The organism is Microbacterium sp. SCN 71-21 (assembly GCF_001725695.1).
In the GTDB taxonomy this organism is placed as follows: Bacteria; Actinomycetota; Actinomycetes; order Actinomycetales; family Microbacteriaceae; genus Microbacterium; species Microbacterium ginsengisoli.
Map to the genome: position 1 here is coordinate 30,015 of NZ_MEGA01000005.1, position 15,704 is coordinate 45,718.

Genomic DNA, 15,704 nt, shown 5'->3' on the forward strand with positions numbered 1-15,704 from the left:
GTGACCACGTTGAGCATCCTCCCCGACGACCTGTCCTCGCCCGACGTGCAGGCGCTCATCGTCGCGCACCTGGACGGTATGCACGCGACCTCGCCCGCGGAGAGCGTGCACGCTCTCGACCTGGGCGCGCTGCGGCATCCGTCGATCTCGTTCTTCGCGGCGCGCGTCGACGGCGAGCTCGCCGGCATCGGCGCGCTGCGCACGATCGACCACGTCTCGGGCGAGCTGAAGTCGATGCGGGTCGCGCCCGCGTTCCTGGGGCGTGGCATCGGGCGCGCGCTGCTGCAGCACCTGATCGCCGAGTCGCGCAGCCGGGGCTTCTCCTCGCTGTGGCTCGAGACCGGAAGCACCCCGGACTTCCTCCCGGCGGTGCGGCTCTATGAGAGCGAAGGCTTCGCTGTCACCGGGCCGTTCGGCGACTACCGCGAGGACCCGTTCTCGATCTTCATGACACGCACGCTCTGACGCCCGGTGGGCGCGCTCAGAAGCGCGCCGGCACGATCAGCGCGACGGCGATCGCTTGCACGCCCTCACCGCGCCCGGGGAACCCCAGCCCGTCGGTCGTGGTTGCCGACAGCGTCACCGGCGCGCCGCCGAGCGCCGCCGACAGCGCCGTCTCGGCCTCCGCTCGGCGGGCACCGATGCGCGGGCGGTTGGCCTGCAGCTGCACCGACACATTGCCGACCCGCCAGCCCGCCTCGCCGATCAGGGCACGGGTGCGCGCGAGGAAGACGTCGGCGTGGGCGCCCGCGTACTCGGGATGCGACGTGCCGAAGTGCGTGCCGATGTCACCGAGTCCCGCGGCGCCCAGCAGGGCGTCGACGATCGCGTGCGCGACCGCGTCGCCGTCGGAATGCCCCGCGAGCGCCTGCTCACCCGGCCACGCGATGCCGCCGAGCCAAAGTTCGCCGTCGCCCCCGAACGCGTGCACGTCGGTGCCGAGTCCGATTCGGGGAAGGTCGGTCGCCGCGGGCCCCGGTGCGCTCCGGAGAAGGTGCTCGGCGCGCGCGAGGTCTTCGGGCGTCGTGATCTTGAACGACGCCGCGTCGCCGTCGACGACGCCGACCTGGTGGCCGGCCTGGGCGACCACCGCGGCGTCGTCGGTGTGGTCGCGGTCGGCCAGGGCGTAGGCCTGAGTGAGGATGTCGCGTCGGAACCCCTGCGGCGTCTGCGCGGCCGCGAGCTCGGCACGATCGACTCCGCCCGTGATGTGCGGGCCGTCGACGCGCTTGATCGTGTCGATGACCGGAAGCACGGGAACGATCCCCCAGCCGGTCTCATCCACCGCGGCGAACACGCGGGCGAACACCTCGGGCGGCGTGAGGGCGCGGGCCGCATCGTGCACGAGCACGACCTCCACATCGCCCCAGAGGGCCGCGAGGCCCGCGGCGACCGACTGCTGGCGGGTGGCGCCCCCCGCGACGACCGTCACGAGATCGGACCGGTCGCCTGCCGCCAGGCGGGCATCGGTCTCGGCTTCGCCGACACGATCTGCCGGGGCGACGACGACGACCTGCGCTTCGGGGGCATGGAACACCCCGTCGAGGGCGTGTCGGAGGATCGTGTGCGCACCGAGGCCCACGAAGGCCTTCGGAGCGCCTGCGGCGAGCCGCGTTCCGGAGCCGGCGGCGACCACGATGATCGCCCGACGGGGCGCAGGATGGATCACGAGCGTCCCGATGCGGGGGTCAGGAGGCGAGGACCTCTTCGAGGAGGACGCTGGCCTTCTCCTCGTCGGTCTTCTCGGCGAGCGCGAGCTCGGAGACGAGGATCTGCTTCGCCTTTGCGAGCATGCGCTTCTCGCCGGCCGAGAGACCGCGGTCCTGGTCGCGACGCCACAGGTCGCGCACGACCTCGCTCACCTTGATGACGTCGCCGGAGGCGAGCTTCTCGAGGTTGGCCTTGTAACGGCGGGACCAGTTCGTGGGCTCCTCGGTGAAGGGGGCACGCAGCACGTCGAAGACGCGCTCGAGGCCTTCCTTGCCGATCACGTCGCGAACGCCGACGAGGTCGACGTTGTCGGCCGGAACCTCGATGGTCAGATCGCCCTGGGTGACTCGGAGTTTGAGATAGACCTTTTCTTCGCCTTTGATGACTCGGGTCTTCACTTCCGCGATCGTCGCCGCACCGTGGTGGGGGTAAACGACCGTCTCGCCAACCTCAAAAAGCATGGAGTTATGTCCTTTCGGCGTCGGCCAGTCTACCACACGGGATCGTGCGCTAAGGTTCGCCGCCGCGTATCGCGCGCCGCCTCACGGTCGGGAGCTACGCGCCGCACCGCATAGAATGCTGACGTCTGTCTTCACCCTGGGAGGTACCGTGAAAACGCGCCTGATCGCGTCGCTGGCAGTGGGCGCACTCGTCGTCCTCGGAACGACGGGATGCACGTTCCTGACTCCCCAGGAGACGACCAATCAGTCGATGGACAAGGACTACGCCCCGTCGGGCGGCGTGAACGTCCCCGCGTCGAGCGGACCCCTCGCTGTGCGCAACGTGCTGGTCGTCGCCGACTCGTCGGGCGCGAACGGCAACCTGGTCGCCACCGTCGTGAACCCGACCGACAGCGGTGAGGTGCTGAACGTCACCGTCGGCGACGGCTCGAGCGCGGTGAAGACGGCCATCCTGGTCTCGGCCGGATCCACCCTCAGCCTCGTCACCGGCTCGACCGCGCCGCTGCCGATCTCCCCGCTCGACTCCGCCCCCGGGTCGACGGTGTCCATCTACTTCCAGTCCGGCACGGGCGAGGGCGCCCGCGTGGAGACCCCTGTGCTGACCGGACAGCTGAGCTACCTCTCGACGCTCGTGCCGACCCCGGCTCCGACGCCGTCGGCGAGCAACTGAGCCCTCACGACGAGGAAGGCCGGGGAGCGTGAGCTCCCCGGCCTTCCTCGTTCCGACAGACGTGCGGCGCCGGGTCTGTCACGCCTCGAATCGGTAGCCGAGCCCGCGCACGGTGACGAGCATCTCCGGGTCGCCGGGGGCCGCCTCGATGCGCGAACGGATGCGCTTGATGTGCACATCGAGCGTCTTGGTGTCACCGAAGTAGTCGGTGCCCCACACCCGGTCGATGAGCTGGCCGCGGGTCATGACACGGCCGGCATTGCGCATCAGCACCTCGAGGAGTTCGAACTCCTTGAGGGGCATCGCGATCTCCCGCCCGTCGACGGCCACGGTATGCCGGTCGATGTCGAGGGTCACCCGACCCCCGCTCAGGACGTGCTCGTCGAGGTCCGCCTCCAGGTGGGCGAAGCGGCGCAGCACCGCCCGCATGCGGGCGAGCAGCTCGCGCGTCGAGTAGGGCTTGGTGACGTAGTCGTCCGCGCCGAGCTCGAGCCCCACGACGATGTCCACCTCGCTGTCCTTCGCGGTCAGCATGATGATCGGCACCTGCGTCGTCGCGCGTAGCTGACGGCACACCTCGGTACCGGGGATGCCCGGCAGCATCAGGTCGAGCAGCACGATGTCGGCGGCGCGCTCGCGGAACGCGGTGAGCGCGGCCTGGCCGTCCTCGGCGATCTCCACCTCGAAGCCCTCCCGTCGCAGCAGGTACGCGAGCGGGTCGGCGAGGTCGGGCTCGTCCTCGACGAGAAGCACGTGGGTCATTTCTTCTTTCCGTTCGACGGGGGTGTCCAGGCGGCCACCGGCTCGGGGCGTGCGGGCGTGCGCACCCCGGCGACGCCCGCTCCGCGATCGAGAGGGGCATCGGCGGGCGGGGCGACAGCAGGCAGCTGAATGGTGAAGGTCGAACCGCGACCGAGACGCGACCACACGCGCACCTCGCCGCCGTGGCGCTGCACGGCGTGCTTGACGATCGCGAGGCCGAGCCCTGAGCCGCCGGTGCGGCGGGAGCGCGCCTGGTCGCTGCGGAAGAAGCGCTCGAAGATGCGCTCCTGGTCCTCGGGCGACATCCCGATGCCGCGGTCGGCGACGGCGATCTCGACCGTTCCCTCGACGCGTTTGACGCCGATGCCCACGCTCGACCCGGCCGGTGAGTAGGCGATCGCATTGGAGATCAGGTTGCTGACGGCCTCGGCGAGCACCTGCGAGTCGCCGTGCACGTAGATGCCACGCTCGCCCCCGCGGACGAGGGTCACCTTGGCGGCATCCGCCGACGTCGCGTTGGCCTCGATCGCCGAGGTGATGATGCTGTCGACCGAGCTGTCGCGCCGCTCGCTGAGTTCGTCCGCCGACTGCAGGCGCGAGAGGTTCATGACGCGCGAGGTGAGCGAGGCGAGCCGGGCGGCCTCCGCCGAGAGCCGGCCCGCGAAGTTGCGCACCTGGTCCGGGTCCTCCGCGGCGGATTCGATGGCCTCTGCGAGCAGCGTGACAGCGCCGACCGGCGTCTTCAGCTCGTGACTCGTGTTGGCGACGAAATCGCGGCGCATCTGCTCGACGCGCTCGCGCTCGGTGATGTCGCGGATCACCATCAGCACGAGCCGGGGCGATACCTGCGTGGCACGGGCCGACACCAGGCGCTCCTCAGCGGGCGGCGCCGCACGGCGGATCGTGAGGGTGGATGCCGCGGACGCCCCGGCCTCGCGGGCCGAGCGCGCGAGGCGGCGGAGGGTCTCATCGACCAGGTGGTCGTCCACCCGCATGCCGAACGCCGCGGCCGCGAGCGACGCAGCGCGCACGGTGCCGCCGCCGTCGACCACGACGGCGGCGTCGTCCATGGCGGCCAGCACGTCGGAGATACCGGGCGGCACGTCGAGCGACGCCTGTTCGAACGCACGGCGACGTGCGCTGATGGCGACGGCGATGAGCGCGGCGATCACGCCCCCGATGACCACTCCGGTGGCGAGCGCGAGCAGCGCCAGCGGCGTGTCCTGCATGTGTCCCAGAGTAGAACGCTCGGAAACATCCCACCGGCCCGTCTCGCGCCGTCCCGGGCGAGGACATGGGATTATTCATGCGTCGGGAACCGATCGTTAACCTTCGGTGACGACAATCGGGCGGGTTGCGGCCCCGCGCCGCCCCTCCCCGACAGGAAGGTCAACATCCATGCGCGAGGTATTCCAGCAGTCGCTCGATGAGGTGCGTGAGCGTCTCGTCGAGATCTCCGGCCTTGTCGGCGAAGCCATCGAGAAGGCCACGACGGCGTTCGGCACGAGCGACGTCGCCCTGGCCGAAGAGGTCATCGACAACGACACCATCATCGACGAGAAGGCGGTCGCGCTCGACGAGCTCGCGATCGACATCCTCGCCCGCCAGCAGCCGGTCGCCACCGACCTGCGCATGGTCGTCTCGGCATTGCGCATCAGCGCGTCGCTCGAGCGCATGGGCGACATCGCCGAGCACATCGCGCAGCTGACCCGCATGCGCTTCCCCGACCGTGCGATCCCCAAGGGCCTGAAGAGCACGTTCACCAAGATGGGCGAGATCGACGTCGACCTGGCGCGCAAGCTCACCACCCTGCTCGAGACGCGCGACCTCGCCCTCGCGGAGGCCATCCGCAACGAGGACGACAAGCTCGACGAGCTGCACGTCAGCGTCTTCGAGAAGGTGCTCAGCGACTCGTGGAAGGGCGAGGCGTCGGCGACGATCGACGCCACGCTCGCGAGCCGCTACCACGAGCGCTTCGGCGACCACGCGGTCTCGATCGCGAAGAAGATGGTCTACCTCGCCACGGGCGACTGGACCGCCGACTCCATCGAGGACTGAGCGCGAACACGACGAAGGGGGCGGATGCCGCGGCATCCGCCCCCTTCGTGTCGCTTACTTGTTGCCCTGGTTCGCGACCGCGGCGGCACCGGCGGCGGCAGCCTCGGGGTCGAGGTACTCGCCCGGGCCGAGGGGCACGAGGTTCTCGTCGAGGCGGTAGACCAGCGGGATGCCGGTGGGGATGTTGAGCTCGGCGATGTCGGCGTCGCTGATGCCGTCGAGGTGCTTCACGAGTCCGCGCAGCGAGTTGCCGTGGGCGGTGACGAGCACCGTCTTGCCGGCGCGGAGGTCGGGGACGATCGCCTCGTGCCAATACGGCAGCAGGCGGTCGATGACGAGCTTGAGCGACTCGGTGCGGGGCACGTCGCCGTCGATACCGGCGTAGCGCGGGTCGTCAACCTGGCTGAACTCGTCGTCGTCGGCGAGCGGGGGCGGCGGCACGTCGAACGAGCGGCGCCACAGCATGAACTGCTCCTGGCCGTATTCGGCGAGCGTCGCGGCCTTGTCCTTGCCCTGCAGGGCGCCGTAGTGACGCTCGTTGAGGCGCCACGAGCGGGTCACCGGGATCCAGAGGCGGTCGGCGGCGTCGAGGGCGATGTTCGCGGTCTGGATGGCGCGGCTCAGCAGCGACGTGTGCAGCACGTCGGGGAGGATGCCGGCCTCGGCGAGGAGTCGCCCGCCGCGCGCGGCCTCGGCCTTGCCCTGGTCGGTCAGGCGCACATCGACCCAGCCGGTGAAGAGGTTCAGTTCGTTCCATTCGCTCTGCCCGTGGCGGAGCAGGATCAGCGTGTAAGGCGCGGTCATGCCCCCATGATATCGAGCGCGGATGCCCCTCCCCGGCCTGCGATCATGGTCGGATGAGCCCGTCCGCGAAGCCCGTGGGGCACGCGACGCGCGGCACGACCGGCACGAACCGGCTGCGGCGCGTCGACCGCTGGATCGCGGGGCATCCGGCGCTGCGGCAGGTCGAGGAACCCCTGGTCGTCGACCTCGGCTTCGGGGCGAGCGGGGTGACCGCGTTCGAGCTGGAGTCGCGGCTGCGGCGGGCGCATCCGGGTGTCGAGGTGCTCGGCATCGAGATCGATCCGGAGCGCGTGGCGCGCGCCGACGCGCAGCTCGCCGCGGTGCGGGCGGGACGCACCTCGTTCCCCGCCGATGCGCGGGTCTCGTTCGCCCGTGGCGGCTTCGAGGCGCGGGCCCCGCGGCCGCCCGCGGTCATCCGCGCGTTCAACGTGCTGCGGCAGTACGACGAGGCGGATGTCGCGGCCGCCTGGTCGCTCATGGCGTCCCGGCTCGACCCGCGCGGCGTCGTCGTCGACGGCACGTGCGACGAGATCGGCCGGGTGTGCACGTGGGTCGAGCTCGGCGCGGACGCCGTCCCCCGCACCCTCACGATCTCGCTGCGCCTCGCCGGACTCGAGGCACCGTCGATCGCCGCCGAGCGCCTGCCGAAGGCGCTGATCCACCACAACGTTCCCGGCGAGGCGGTGCACGCCCTGTTCGCCGCGCTCGACCGCGAGTGGACGCGTGCGGCACCGCTCGCGACCTTCAGCGCCGAGCAGCGCTGGCGGGCCGCGCTCGACGCGCTCGCGCGCTCGGGCACTCCCCTGCTCGCGCGTTCGCGCTGGCGGCTGGGCGAGGTCACGGTGCCGTGGTCGGCTGTGGCGCCCGCGGCATCCGCTCGCTGACGACGTCAGATGCGCGGGATCGCGCCGCGGGCGTCGGCCTCGGGCATGCCGGTCGCGACGAGCAGGTCGACCAGCAGCGGGCGCAGCGACGCCAGCAGGTTGTGGTCGCCCAGGGCCGCGTCGGGCAGCAGCGCGGCGGGGTCGAGGCGCCCCGCGACCGCCCGCAGCACGTCGCGCGCGGCCGGCTCGTACGAGATGTCGTCGAGCGCGAGGCGCACCAGCCCCGCCGCCGTCGAGATCTCGGCGAGCACGTCCGCGGCCAGCGGGCGCGGCATCCCGTCGTCGACGAGGTAGGCGGAGCGCCGGGCGACGACGCGGAGGTTGCGGATCGCGAGGTCCATGGCGCGCTGCACCCGCGCATGGCGGGCGATCTCCTCCCGCTGGCGTCGCAGGAACGGCGAGATCCGGGCGATCTCCGCGCTCGACTCGAGTGCGGCGCCCCAGGCGGAGATCGCGCCGCCCAACGCGCGCGCCTTCTCGAGCCCACGGTCGGCGCGCTCACGGCTGCCGGCGCGAAGTCCCGCGACGACCGTGTCGACGGCCGCGGTGAACCCCGCGAACGTCGCCTGCGCGTCGGCGAGCTCGGTGCGGCGGGTGCTGCGCGGCACGAGCGCGGTCACGAGCAGCGCCACCGCGCCGCCGACCGCCGCATCGAGCAGCCGGGTGAACGGCACCGTGATCGGCAGGATCATCACGATCGCCGACTGCGTCGCCGCCGCGATCGCGAACCCCGGCCGCGGTGAGATGAAGCGCGCGATCGCCATGGCGACGAACATCGCGATCGCCAGCTGCCACCAGCCGATCCCGGCCACGAGCACGATGAGCTCGGACACCAGGATGCCGAACAGCATCCCCACGACCGTCTCGAGCACGAGCCGCGGGCGCGCGTCGCGCACGAGGCCGAGGCTCGAGATCGGCACCGTCGCCGCCAGGAGCGGCGCGGCATGCCCGATGCCGAAATGCGCGACCGAGAACGACACCACGACAGCGACCACGATCTGGGTGATCGGCACGAGGGAGCCGCGCACGCGGTGAAGCGCGGGAGCGGGATCGAGTCGGGCCCGCCAGCCCACCGCGATCGGTGCGGTGATCGACGGCGGCTCGCCGCTCACGTGCGGCGCGAGAGCCGGGTGAGGCGGGGCACGGATGCCGCGGCCCCCGCGTCCCGCGGGACGATCTCGATGAGTGCGGCGGCGACGGGTCCGTCGGGGGTGTCCACCGTCGCCGGGGTGGCGACGTCGGCGCGACGGCTCACCACCGCGAGCCCGATCGGACCGTCGTCGACGTGCTGTGCCACCGAGGTGAGACGCCCGACGACGGCGTCACCGACGCGCACCTCCGCTCCCGCCGCGGGAAGCACGGCGTCGCTGCCGTCGAGCTGCACGGAGACGAGCCGGCGGGGAGGATGCCCCAGGTTGTGCACCTTCGCGACCGTCTCCTGCCCGCGGTAGCAGCCCTTGTCGAGATGCACCGCGGTGCGCAGCCAGTCGAGCTCGTGCGGAATCGTGCGCTCGTCGATCTCGGCCGCCCACCGGGGCCGCCAGGCGGCGATGCGCAGCGCCTCGGCGGCGAGCACGCCCGCGACGGCGATCTCGCCGGCCGCCGCAGCGCGAACGAGCGCGGCCTCGGTCTCCCGGGTGACGAGCACCTCGATCGCGCCGTAGCCGTGGCCCGGATGATCCTCGTCGGCCGCGTAGCCGACACCGCCGATGCCGATCTCCGGCCACAGATCGCGCCACACGAGACGCACGCCCGCCGGCGACGCGGCTTCGAGGTGCGCGAGCGCGGGGGCGCGGCATCCGATCACGGCGAACTCGTCGCTCGCATCACGGGGCGCGACGCGCAGCCGGAACCGCATGCGCAGCAGGAACGTCAGCAGGGGCTCGGCATCGGCCGCGTCGACGATGAGCCACGTGGTCTCGCCGTCGTCGAGAACGGATGCCGCGTGCTCCACGTGCCCCTGCGGGTCGAGCACGAGCAGCTCGCTGCTCTCACCCGGCGCGAGGGTCTTCAACGCCTGCGTCGAGATCGAGTCGAGCCAGCTGAGTCGGTCCTCACCGGGAACGGCGAGCACCCGACGGTCGGCACGAGGGACGATGGCGAGGCCGTCGCGCAGGGTGCGCTGCTCCCGCAGGGGGCTGCCGACGTGCTGCAGCACGCCCGCCTCGTCGAGCACCGCCGCCGGCACCTGCGACCAGTCGGCGCTCATGCGTCGGCCTTGGCGAGCCGCGCCGACGCGTGCGAGGACAGCTCGGTGCCCAGGGCCGCGACATCCCATGCCCACAGCAGGTGGCCGTCGACGAGCCCGTACATGCGGGTCGCGGCGGCGTAGTGCTTCGCGCCCGCTCCGCGCACGACAGCGTCGGTCGCGATGTCGATGCGCGGTCCGCGGATCTGTCCGAGGTACAGCTCGCTGATGCCGTCGGCGTGCGCGAGCACCACCTCGATCGGGAACCCGCCTTCGGGGGTGCGCAGGACCTCCACGTCGTCGGCCGTTCGGGGCTCGGTGAGCGCGGTCGGCGGCAGCAGCCCCGGCCCGGCGTCGCCGTCGGTCGCGGGTCGCGAGAGCCGCCAGAACCCGGTCTCGGCCACGAGCGGCACGCGGGTCTCGCCCTGCAGAAGCCACGCGTGCGCGGTGTAAGTCAGCGCATCGCCGCCGTCATGGGCGAACGTCACGCGATGCTCGAACTCGCCCTCGAAACGATGACCGGATGCCTCGTAGTCGATGACACCCGTGCCCTGCCAGGCTCCGATGAGCCACGACAATGGCACCAGGTCGGCGGGGAGCTCGGTCGGGATGTCGATCACGACCGACTCCGTCAGCGCTGGCCGCGGAAGAGGTTCTTCAGCACCACGCCCGACACGAAGACGATGGCCAGCGACGCGAGTCCGAGAAGGCCCACGAAGAACAGTTCGAGCGCGACGAGATCCATGCCGCCCAGTCTAGTCGCCCCCTTCGCACCCGGCCGCGCCCTGGTTACGGGAAGACGGCGACGATCGCGACGACCAGGCTTACCGCGCCCAGGATGAGGAAGCTCCCGGCGACGCTGATCGCCATGCGCTGGATGAACCGGTGCGGACGTCCGCCGACGAGCTGCACGACGAACGACAGCACGAGGCATCCGGCCAGCACCAACGCGATCCCCGCGGAACGCCAGCCGTCCGGCGCGAGGACGGACACCACGATGCCCGCCACGAGGGCCACGACCCACACGGTCACGATGCCCGCGGTCGAGCGGGGCGGCGCCAGTTCGGGAGAGCTCACGCGATCATTCTCACCCACGCGCGCTCACGCGCGCATCCCGCACGGCGGACGCCCGCGCGAGCCGCGCCCTCGAAGCGCCTAGGATTGGGGCACACGTGGCCGCAGGGCCGGGAGGTTGCATGGCACAGCTGCTCATCTTGAGTTCGGCGCAGGGCAGTACGCCCATCTTGCCGTCCCTCGAGCTGCTGAGCCACCGCACCCGGCAGATCCCCGCCGAGCCCGCCCAGCTCGTGAACGCGCCGAGCGCGGACGTGGTGTTCGTCGACGCGCGATCCGACCTCGTCGGCGCGAAGTCGCTGTGCAAGATCCTGACGACGACCGGACTCGACGCTCCGCTCATCCTCATCGTGACCGAGGGCGGACTCACCGCCGTCTCGACGGACTGGGGAGTGGATGATGTGATCCTCGTGACCGCCGGACCCGCCGAGGTCGATGCGCGCATCCGCCTCGCGATCGGCCGGCTCTCCAAGGATCAGGTCTCCTCGCGCATCCAGACCTCCGGCATCACGATCGACGAATCCTCCTACTCGGCGAAGGTGCACGGCAAGCCGCTCGATCTCACCTACAAGGAGTTCCAGCTGCTGCACTTCTTCGCGACCCACCCGTCGCGGGTGTTCACGCGCGAGCAGCTGCTCAGCGAAGTCTGGGGCTACGACTATTTCGGCGGCACCCGCACCGTCGACGTGCACGTGAGGCGTCTGCGCGCGAAGCTCGGCGACCTCGAACAGCTCATCGGCACGGTGCGCAACGTCGGGTACCGCTTCAACGTGTACGAAGACGACCAGCTGCCCGCGACGGCGCCGGGCGCCCGCGCGTAGCCGCGGCATCCGCTCACGATCCGCCGCGTCCCGCTCGGACGGCCCGTCGGAAAACCGTTCACACGGGCGTCACCTCCTGCTGACATGATGAAGAGGTGATGGATCAGGATGTGCTCGACGCTGGTCTGGGCGACTCGGATGACGACGACTTCGACGAGATCGTCGAGGAGTCCGTCGCCGAGCTTCCGGAGGGCCGCTACCTCGACCGCGAGCTGAGCTGGCTCTCGTTCAACCAGCGTGTGCTCGAGCTCGCCGAGGACCCGGCGCTGCCCGTGCTCGAGCGCAGCAACTTCCTCGCGATCTTCGGCTCGAACCTCGACGAGTTCTTCATGGTGCGCGTCGCCGGGCTCAAGCGACGCATCATGACCGGGCTCGCCGTGCCGACGAACGTCGGACGCGCGCCCATCGACGTGCTCGCCGACATCTCCGCCGCCGCCCACGCGCTGCAGGTGCGGCACGCACGCGCCTGGAACGACCACGTCAAGCCCGCCCTCAGCGAGTCGGGCATCGACATCGTCAGCTGGGACGATCTCAGCGACGCCGACAAGGGCCGGCTCTACGGGTACTTCCAGGCCCACGTGTTCCCGGTGCTCATGCCGCTCGCCGTCGACCCGGCGCATCCGTTCCCCTACATCTCCGGCCTCAGCCTCAACCTCGCCATCCGGGTGCGCAACGCCCGCACCGGACGCCAGGAGTTCGCGCGCTTGAAGGTGCCGCCGATGCTGCCGCGCTTCGTCGAGGTGCCGGGTGAGCGCGTGCGCTACCTCACTCTCGAAGACCTCATCGCCAACCACCTCGCCGACCTCTTCCCGGGCATGGAGATCGTCGACCACCATGCCTTCCGACTCACCCGCAACGAGGACGTGGTGATCGAGGAGGACGAGACCGAGAACCTCATCCAGGCCCTCGAGGCCGAGCTGATGCGGCGCCGCTTCGGCCCGCCGATCCGCCTCGAGATCGCCGACGACATGGACGAGGTCACGCTCGACCTGCTGCTGCGCGAGCTCGACATCACCGAGCAGGAGGTCTACCGGCTGCCCGCGCCGCTCGATCTTCGCGGCCTGTTCGACCTGTCCAAGATCGACCGCCCCGACCTCAAATACGCACCCCACGTGCCGACGACCGCGATCGCGTTCCAGCCCGGTGACAACAACGAGCGCCCCGACATCTTCGCGGCGATCCGCAAGGGCGACGTGCTGGTGCACCACCCCTACGAGTCGTTCGCGACGAGCGTGCAGGCCTTCCTCGAGCAGGCGGCGAAAGACCCCCAGGTGCTCGCCATCAAGCAGACGCTCTACCGCACCTCGGGCGACAGCCCCATCGTGCAGGCGCTCATCGACGCGGCGGAGGCGGGCAAGCAGGTGCTCGCGCTCGTCGAGGTGAAGGCGCGCTTCGACGAGGCGAACAACATCATCTGGGCGCGCAAGCTCGAGAAGGCCGGCGTGCACGTCGTCTACGGTCTCGTCGGGCTGAAGACCCACAGCAAGCTGGTGCACGTCATCCGCGAGGAGGGCGGGGTGCTTCGCAGCTACAGCCACGTCGGCACCGGCAACTACAACCCGAAGACCAGCCGCATCTACGAGGACTTCGGCCTGTTCACCGCGAGCGACGAGGTCGGCGGCGACCTCACGCGTCTGTTCAACGAGCTCAGCGGGTACGCGATCGAGAAGAAGTTCAAGCGCCTGCTCGTCGCACCCCTGCACCTTCGCAAGGGGCTGCTGCGCCTCATCGACCGCGAGCGTCGGCACGCCCTCGCGGGCAAGCCCGCGTCGGTGCGCATCAAGGTCAACTCGATGGTCGATGAGCAGATCATCGATGCGCTCTACCAGGCCAGCAACGCGGGCGTGACGGTGGAGGTGTGGGTGCGCGGCATCTGCAGCATCAAGCCGGGCGTCGAGGGGATGAGCGAGAACATCACGGTCCGATCGATCCTGGGGCGTTACCTCGAGCACTCCCGCATCTTCGCGTTCGCGAACGGCGGCGACCCGCAGGTGTACATCGGCAGCGCCGACATGATGCACCGCAACCTCGATCGCCGGGTCGAAGCGCTCGTGCGCGTCACGGCGCCCGCCCAGCTCACCGAGCTCACCGACCTGTTCGACCTCGCCATGAGCGAGTCGACCAGCTCCTGGTGGCTCGGCGGGGACGGCGTTTGGACGCGGCGCAGCCGCGACGCCGAGGGCAAGCCCCTGCTCGATCTCCAAGAGGCGACGATGACCGCCGTGCAGAAGCGACGTCGTCCGCGCGCGACCCGATGACGACGACCGTCTACGCGGCCGGCGGCGTGGTGTGGCGCCTCGTCGAGGGGCGCCTGCACATCCTGCTCATCCATCGCACGCAGTACCGCGACGTGACCCTGCCCAAGGGCAAGCTCGACCCCGGAGAGAGCCTGCTGGAGACGGCCGTGCGCGAGATCTTCGAGGAGACCGGCATCAAGGTCGCGCTCGGCGTGCCCGTCGGCGTCTCGCGCTACCACCTGCCGAGCCGGCGCGAGAAGGTCGTGCACTACTGGGCGGCAGAGGCGACGGATGCCGCGATCCGCGCGAGCGCGTTCGTGCCCAACAAGGAGATCGCGGCGCTCGAGTGGGTCACCCCGAAGCGCGCGCTCGGATACCTCAGCTACCCGGTCGACGTCGAGATCGTCACGAAGTTCCTCGACTTCGTCGATCGCGGCGTGCTGCAGACCTTCCCCGTCATCGCCCTGCGCCACGCGAAGGCCGTCGCTCGCGAGAGCTGGAAGGGCGAGGACGCCGACCGACCCCTCACCGACCGCGGCGCGCGCCAGGCCGAGGCGCTCGTGGGGCCGCTGCGCAGCTTTGGGGTGCGACGGATCGTCTCGAGTCCGGCGGTGCGCTGCCTCGCGACCGTCGCGCCGCTCGCCGCCGCCCTCGAGCGCGACGTGCGCACGACGCCCCTCATCAGCCAAGACCTCTGGGAGGAGGGGCGCAGCGACGCCCGCACGGTCATCGGCAAGCGGGTGCGCTCCCGCAAGCCCGCGGTGCTCTGCAGCCACGGCCCCGTGCTCCCCGACATTCTCGCCGAGCTCGCACTCGCGACGGGCACGCTGCGGGGCGCCTACCTCGGCAGCGCATCGGCGCTCCCCGTGGGCGGATTCTCGGTCGTGCACCTGTCCGCGACGAACCCCGGCGCCGGCATCGCGGCGATCGAGACGCACACCCCCGCACTCTGATGCGGGCGGCGGGCGCACAGGCCACGTTCACCCGTTGTTCACCTGTGCACCGCCGTCGCTTAAGGGCCGACGTTTACCGTCAGGCGTGCCCATGCACCGGGCACACCCGATAAACGTGAGGATTCCACAGTGAAGATCACCCGCATTGCGCAGGTCGGCGCCTTCGCCGCCGTTGCCGCGATCGCACTCGCAGGCTGCTCGTCGTCGGGCTCGAACGGCGGCGCTTCGGCGTCGGCCTCGGCCGCCGGCGTGACCTCGACCATCGACACGACGCTCTCCGGCACCATCACCGCCGGTGGCTCGAGCGCGCAGGCCAACGCGGAGACCGCCTGGATCACCGCCTACAACGCCACCAACAAGAACGTCACGATCAACTACGACAAGTCGCAGGGCTCCGGTGGCGGCCGCACCAACTGGCTCAACGGCGCCTACGACTTCGCCGGTTCCGACGCTCCGCTGTCGGCCGACGAGACCACCAAGTCGGCTGCCCTGTGCACCGAGGGCGGCGTGAACCTGCCGATCTACCTCGACGGTGTCGCGATCATCTTCAACATCTCGGGCGTCACCAGCCTCAAGCTCAGCGCGACCACCATCGCCAAGATCTTCGCGCTGGAGATCACCGACTGGTCCGACCCGGCCATCACCGCCGACAACGGCACCGCCCTCCCCGCCGGCCCGATCACGACGGTCGCGCGCTCGGACGGCTCCGGCACCACCCAGAACTTCACCAACTACCTCGTGGGCACCGCACCGTCGGTGTGGACGCACAAGGCGGGCTCGGCATGGCCGATCACCGGCAACGTGTCGCTCCAGAAGGGCACCTCGGGCGTCGTCGGCGCCGTCAAGTCGGGCAACGGCACCATCGGTTACGCCGACCACTCGGGCATCGGCTCGCTGACCGCCGCCTCGATCATCCAGAGCGGCACCGCCATCTCGTACTCGGCCGAGGCCGTCTCCAAGACCTTCGCGGTCGCGGCGACCACCAAGTCCAACGGTGTGGCCGGCGACCTGTCGCAGGTCTTCGACTACTCGAAGCTCACCGCCGACACCTACCCGATCCCGCTGCTCTCCTACGCGATCAC

Annotated in this window: 17 protein-coding genes; 8 read left to right on the forward strand and 9 right to left on the reverse strand. The window is 70.7% G+C overall.

Annotation, left to right across the window (positions count from 1 at the left end; translation table 11 throughout):
• Nucleotides 1–465 (forward strand): GNAT family N-acetyltransferase, encoded by a 465-nt coding sequence (locus ABT08_RS01455; RefSeq protein WP_048809297.1) that lies wholly within the window; start codon nt 1–3, stop codon nt 463–465.
• A 16-nt stretch (nt 466–481) separates the two neighbouring features.
• On the opposite strand, the gene ispD is transcribed toward ABT08_RS01455, so the two are convergent.
• A complete protein-coding gene (gene ispD / locus ABT08_RS01460) occupies nt 482–1,669 on the reverse strand; it encodes a 2-C-methyl-D-erythritol 4-phosphate cytidylyltransferase (protein WP_288113765.1) in 1,188 nt (395 codons plus the stop codon).
• 19 nt (nt 1,670–1,688) lie between these two features.
• Nucleotides 1,689–2,171, reverse strand: coding sequence for a CarD family transcriptional regulator (locus ABT08_RS01465; protein ID WP_045246754.1), 483 nt, complete (start codon nt 2,169–2,171; stop codon nt 1,689–1,691).
• Between the two features lie 148 nt (nt 2,172–2,319).
• On the opposite strand from ABT08_RS01465, the gene ABT08_RS01470 reads away from it, so the two are divergent.
• Complete coding sequence (locus ABT08_RS01470) at nt 2,320–2,841, forward strand: DNA modification methylase (RefSeq protein ID WP_288113766.1); 522 nt, start codon at nt 2,320–2,322, stop codon at nt 2,839–2,841.
• 78 nt (nt 2,842–2,919) lie between these two features.
• On the opposite strand, the gene ABT08_RS01475 is transcribed toward ABT08_RS01470, so the two are convergent.
• Both ABT08_RS01475 and ABT08_RS01480 read right to left on the reverse strand, forming a co-directional pair.
• Nucleotides 2,920–3,603: a response regulator gene (locus ABT08_RS01475; RefSeq protein WP_045246756.1), complete on the reverse strand. Its 684-nt coding sequence runs from the start codon at nt 3,601–3,603 to the stop codon at nt 2,920–2,922.
• Entirely contained in the window at nt 3,600–4,832 is a 1,233-nt protein-coding gene (locus ABT08_RS01480; protein ID WP_048809299.1) for a sensor histidine kinase, read from the reverse strand. Before ABT08_RS01480 ends, ABT08_RS01475 begins: the two co-directional genes overlap by 4 nt.
• A 169-nt stretch (nt 4,833–5,001) precedes the next feature.
• Here ABT08_RS01480 and phoU point away from each other — a divergent pair, with 169 nt between their 5' ends.
• On the forward strand, nt 5,002–5,661 hold the full coding sequence (gene phoU, locus ABT08_RS01485; RefSeq protein ID WP_045246757.1) for a phosphate signaling complex protein PhoU: 660 nt from the start codon (nt 5,002–5,004) through the stop codon (nt 5,659–5,661).
• 54 nt (nt 5,662–5,715) lie between these two features.
• Here the strand turns inward: phoU and ABT08_RS01490 are convergent, their stop codons facing one another.
• The gene (locus ABT08_RS01490; RefSeq protein WP_045246779.1) at nt 5,716–6,465 is read right to left on the reverse strand and encodes a phosphoglyceromutase; all 750 of its coding nucleotides are present in this window, start codon (nt 6,463–6,465) and stop codon (nt 5,716–5,718) included.
• 53 nt (nt 6,466–6,518) lie between these two features.
• Between ABT08_RS01490 and ABT08_RS01495 the strand changes: the two genes are divergently transcribed.
• A complete protein-coding gene (locus ABT08_RS01495; protein WP_045246758.1) occupies nt 6,519–7,349 on the forward strand; it encodes a class I SAM-dependent methyltransferase in 831 nt (276 codons plus the stop codon).
• A 5-nt stretch (nt 7,350–7,354) separates the two neighbouring features.
• On the opposite strand, the gene ABT08_RS01500 is transcribed toward ABT08_RS01495, so the two are convergent.
• The 4 genes from ABT08_RS01500 to ABT08_RS01515 all read right to left on the reverse strand — a co-directional run bounded on the left by ABT08_RS01500 (nt 7,355) and on the right by ABT08_RS01515 (nt 10,614).
• On the reverse strand, nt 7,355–8,461 hold the full coding sequence (locus ABT08_RS01500; protein ID WP_288113769.1) for an FUSC family protein: 1,107 nt from the start codon (nt 8,459–8,461) through the stop codon (nt 7,355–7,357).
• Nucleotides 8,458–9,558, reverse strand: a complete 1,101-nt coding sequence (gene ygfZ / locus ABT08_RS01505; protein WP_056210290.1) for a CAF17-like 4Fe-4S cluster assembly/insertion protein YgfZ — start codon at nt 9,556–9,558, stop codon at nt 8,458–8,460. Before ygfZ ends, ABT08_RS01500 begins: the two co-directional genes overlap by 4 nt.
• Entirely contained in the window at nt 9,555–10,157 is a 603-nt protein-coding gene (locus ABT08_RS01510; RefSeq protein ID WP_045246760.1) for a nitrobindin family protein, read from the reverse strand. The genes ygfZ and ABT08_RS01510 overlap by 4 nt, the downstream gene beginning before the upstream one ends.
• A gap of 169 nt (nt 10,158–10,326) precedes the next feature.
• The gene (locus ABT08_RS01515) at nt 10,327–10,614 is read right to left on the reverse strand and encodes a hypothetical protein (protein WP_045246762.1); all 288 of its coding nucleotides are present in this window, start codon (nt 10,612–10,614) and stop codon (nt 10,327–10,329) included.
• A gap of 119 nt (nt 10,615–10,733) precedes the next feature.
• Between ABT08_RS01515 and ABT08_RS01520 the strand changes: the two genes are divergently transcribed.
• The 4 genes from ABT08_RS01520 to ABT08_RS01535 form a co-directional block, all read left to right on the forward strand.
• Entirely contained in the window at nt 10,734–11,432 is a 699-nt protein-coding gene (locus ABT08_RS01520; RefSeq protein WP_045246763.1) for a response regulator transcription factor, read from the forward strand.
• A 98-nt stretch (nt 11,433–11,530) separates the two neighbouring features.
• Entirely contained in the window at nt 11,531–13,690 is a 2,160-nt protein-coding gene (locus ABT08_RS01525; protein ID WP_048809303.1) for an RNA degradosome polyphosphate kinase, read from the forward strand.
• A complete protein-coding gene (locus ABT08_RS01530) occupies nt 13,687–14,622 on the forward strand; it encodes an NUDIX hydrolase (RefSeq protein WP_056519162.1) in 936 nt (311 codons plus the stop codon). Before ABT08_RS01525 ends, ABT08_RS01530 begins: the two co-directional genes overlap by 4 nt.
• 129 nt (nt 14,623–14,751) lie before the next feature.
• A partial coding sequence (locus ABT08_RS01535) for a phosphate ABC transporter substrate-binding protein PstS (RefSeq protein ID WP_288113770.1) occupies nt 14,752–15,704 on the forward strand: 953 nt, incomplete at its 3' end.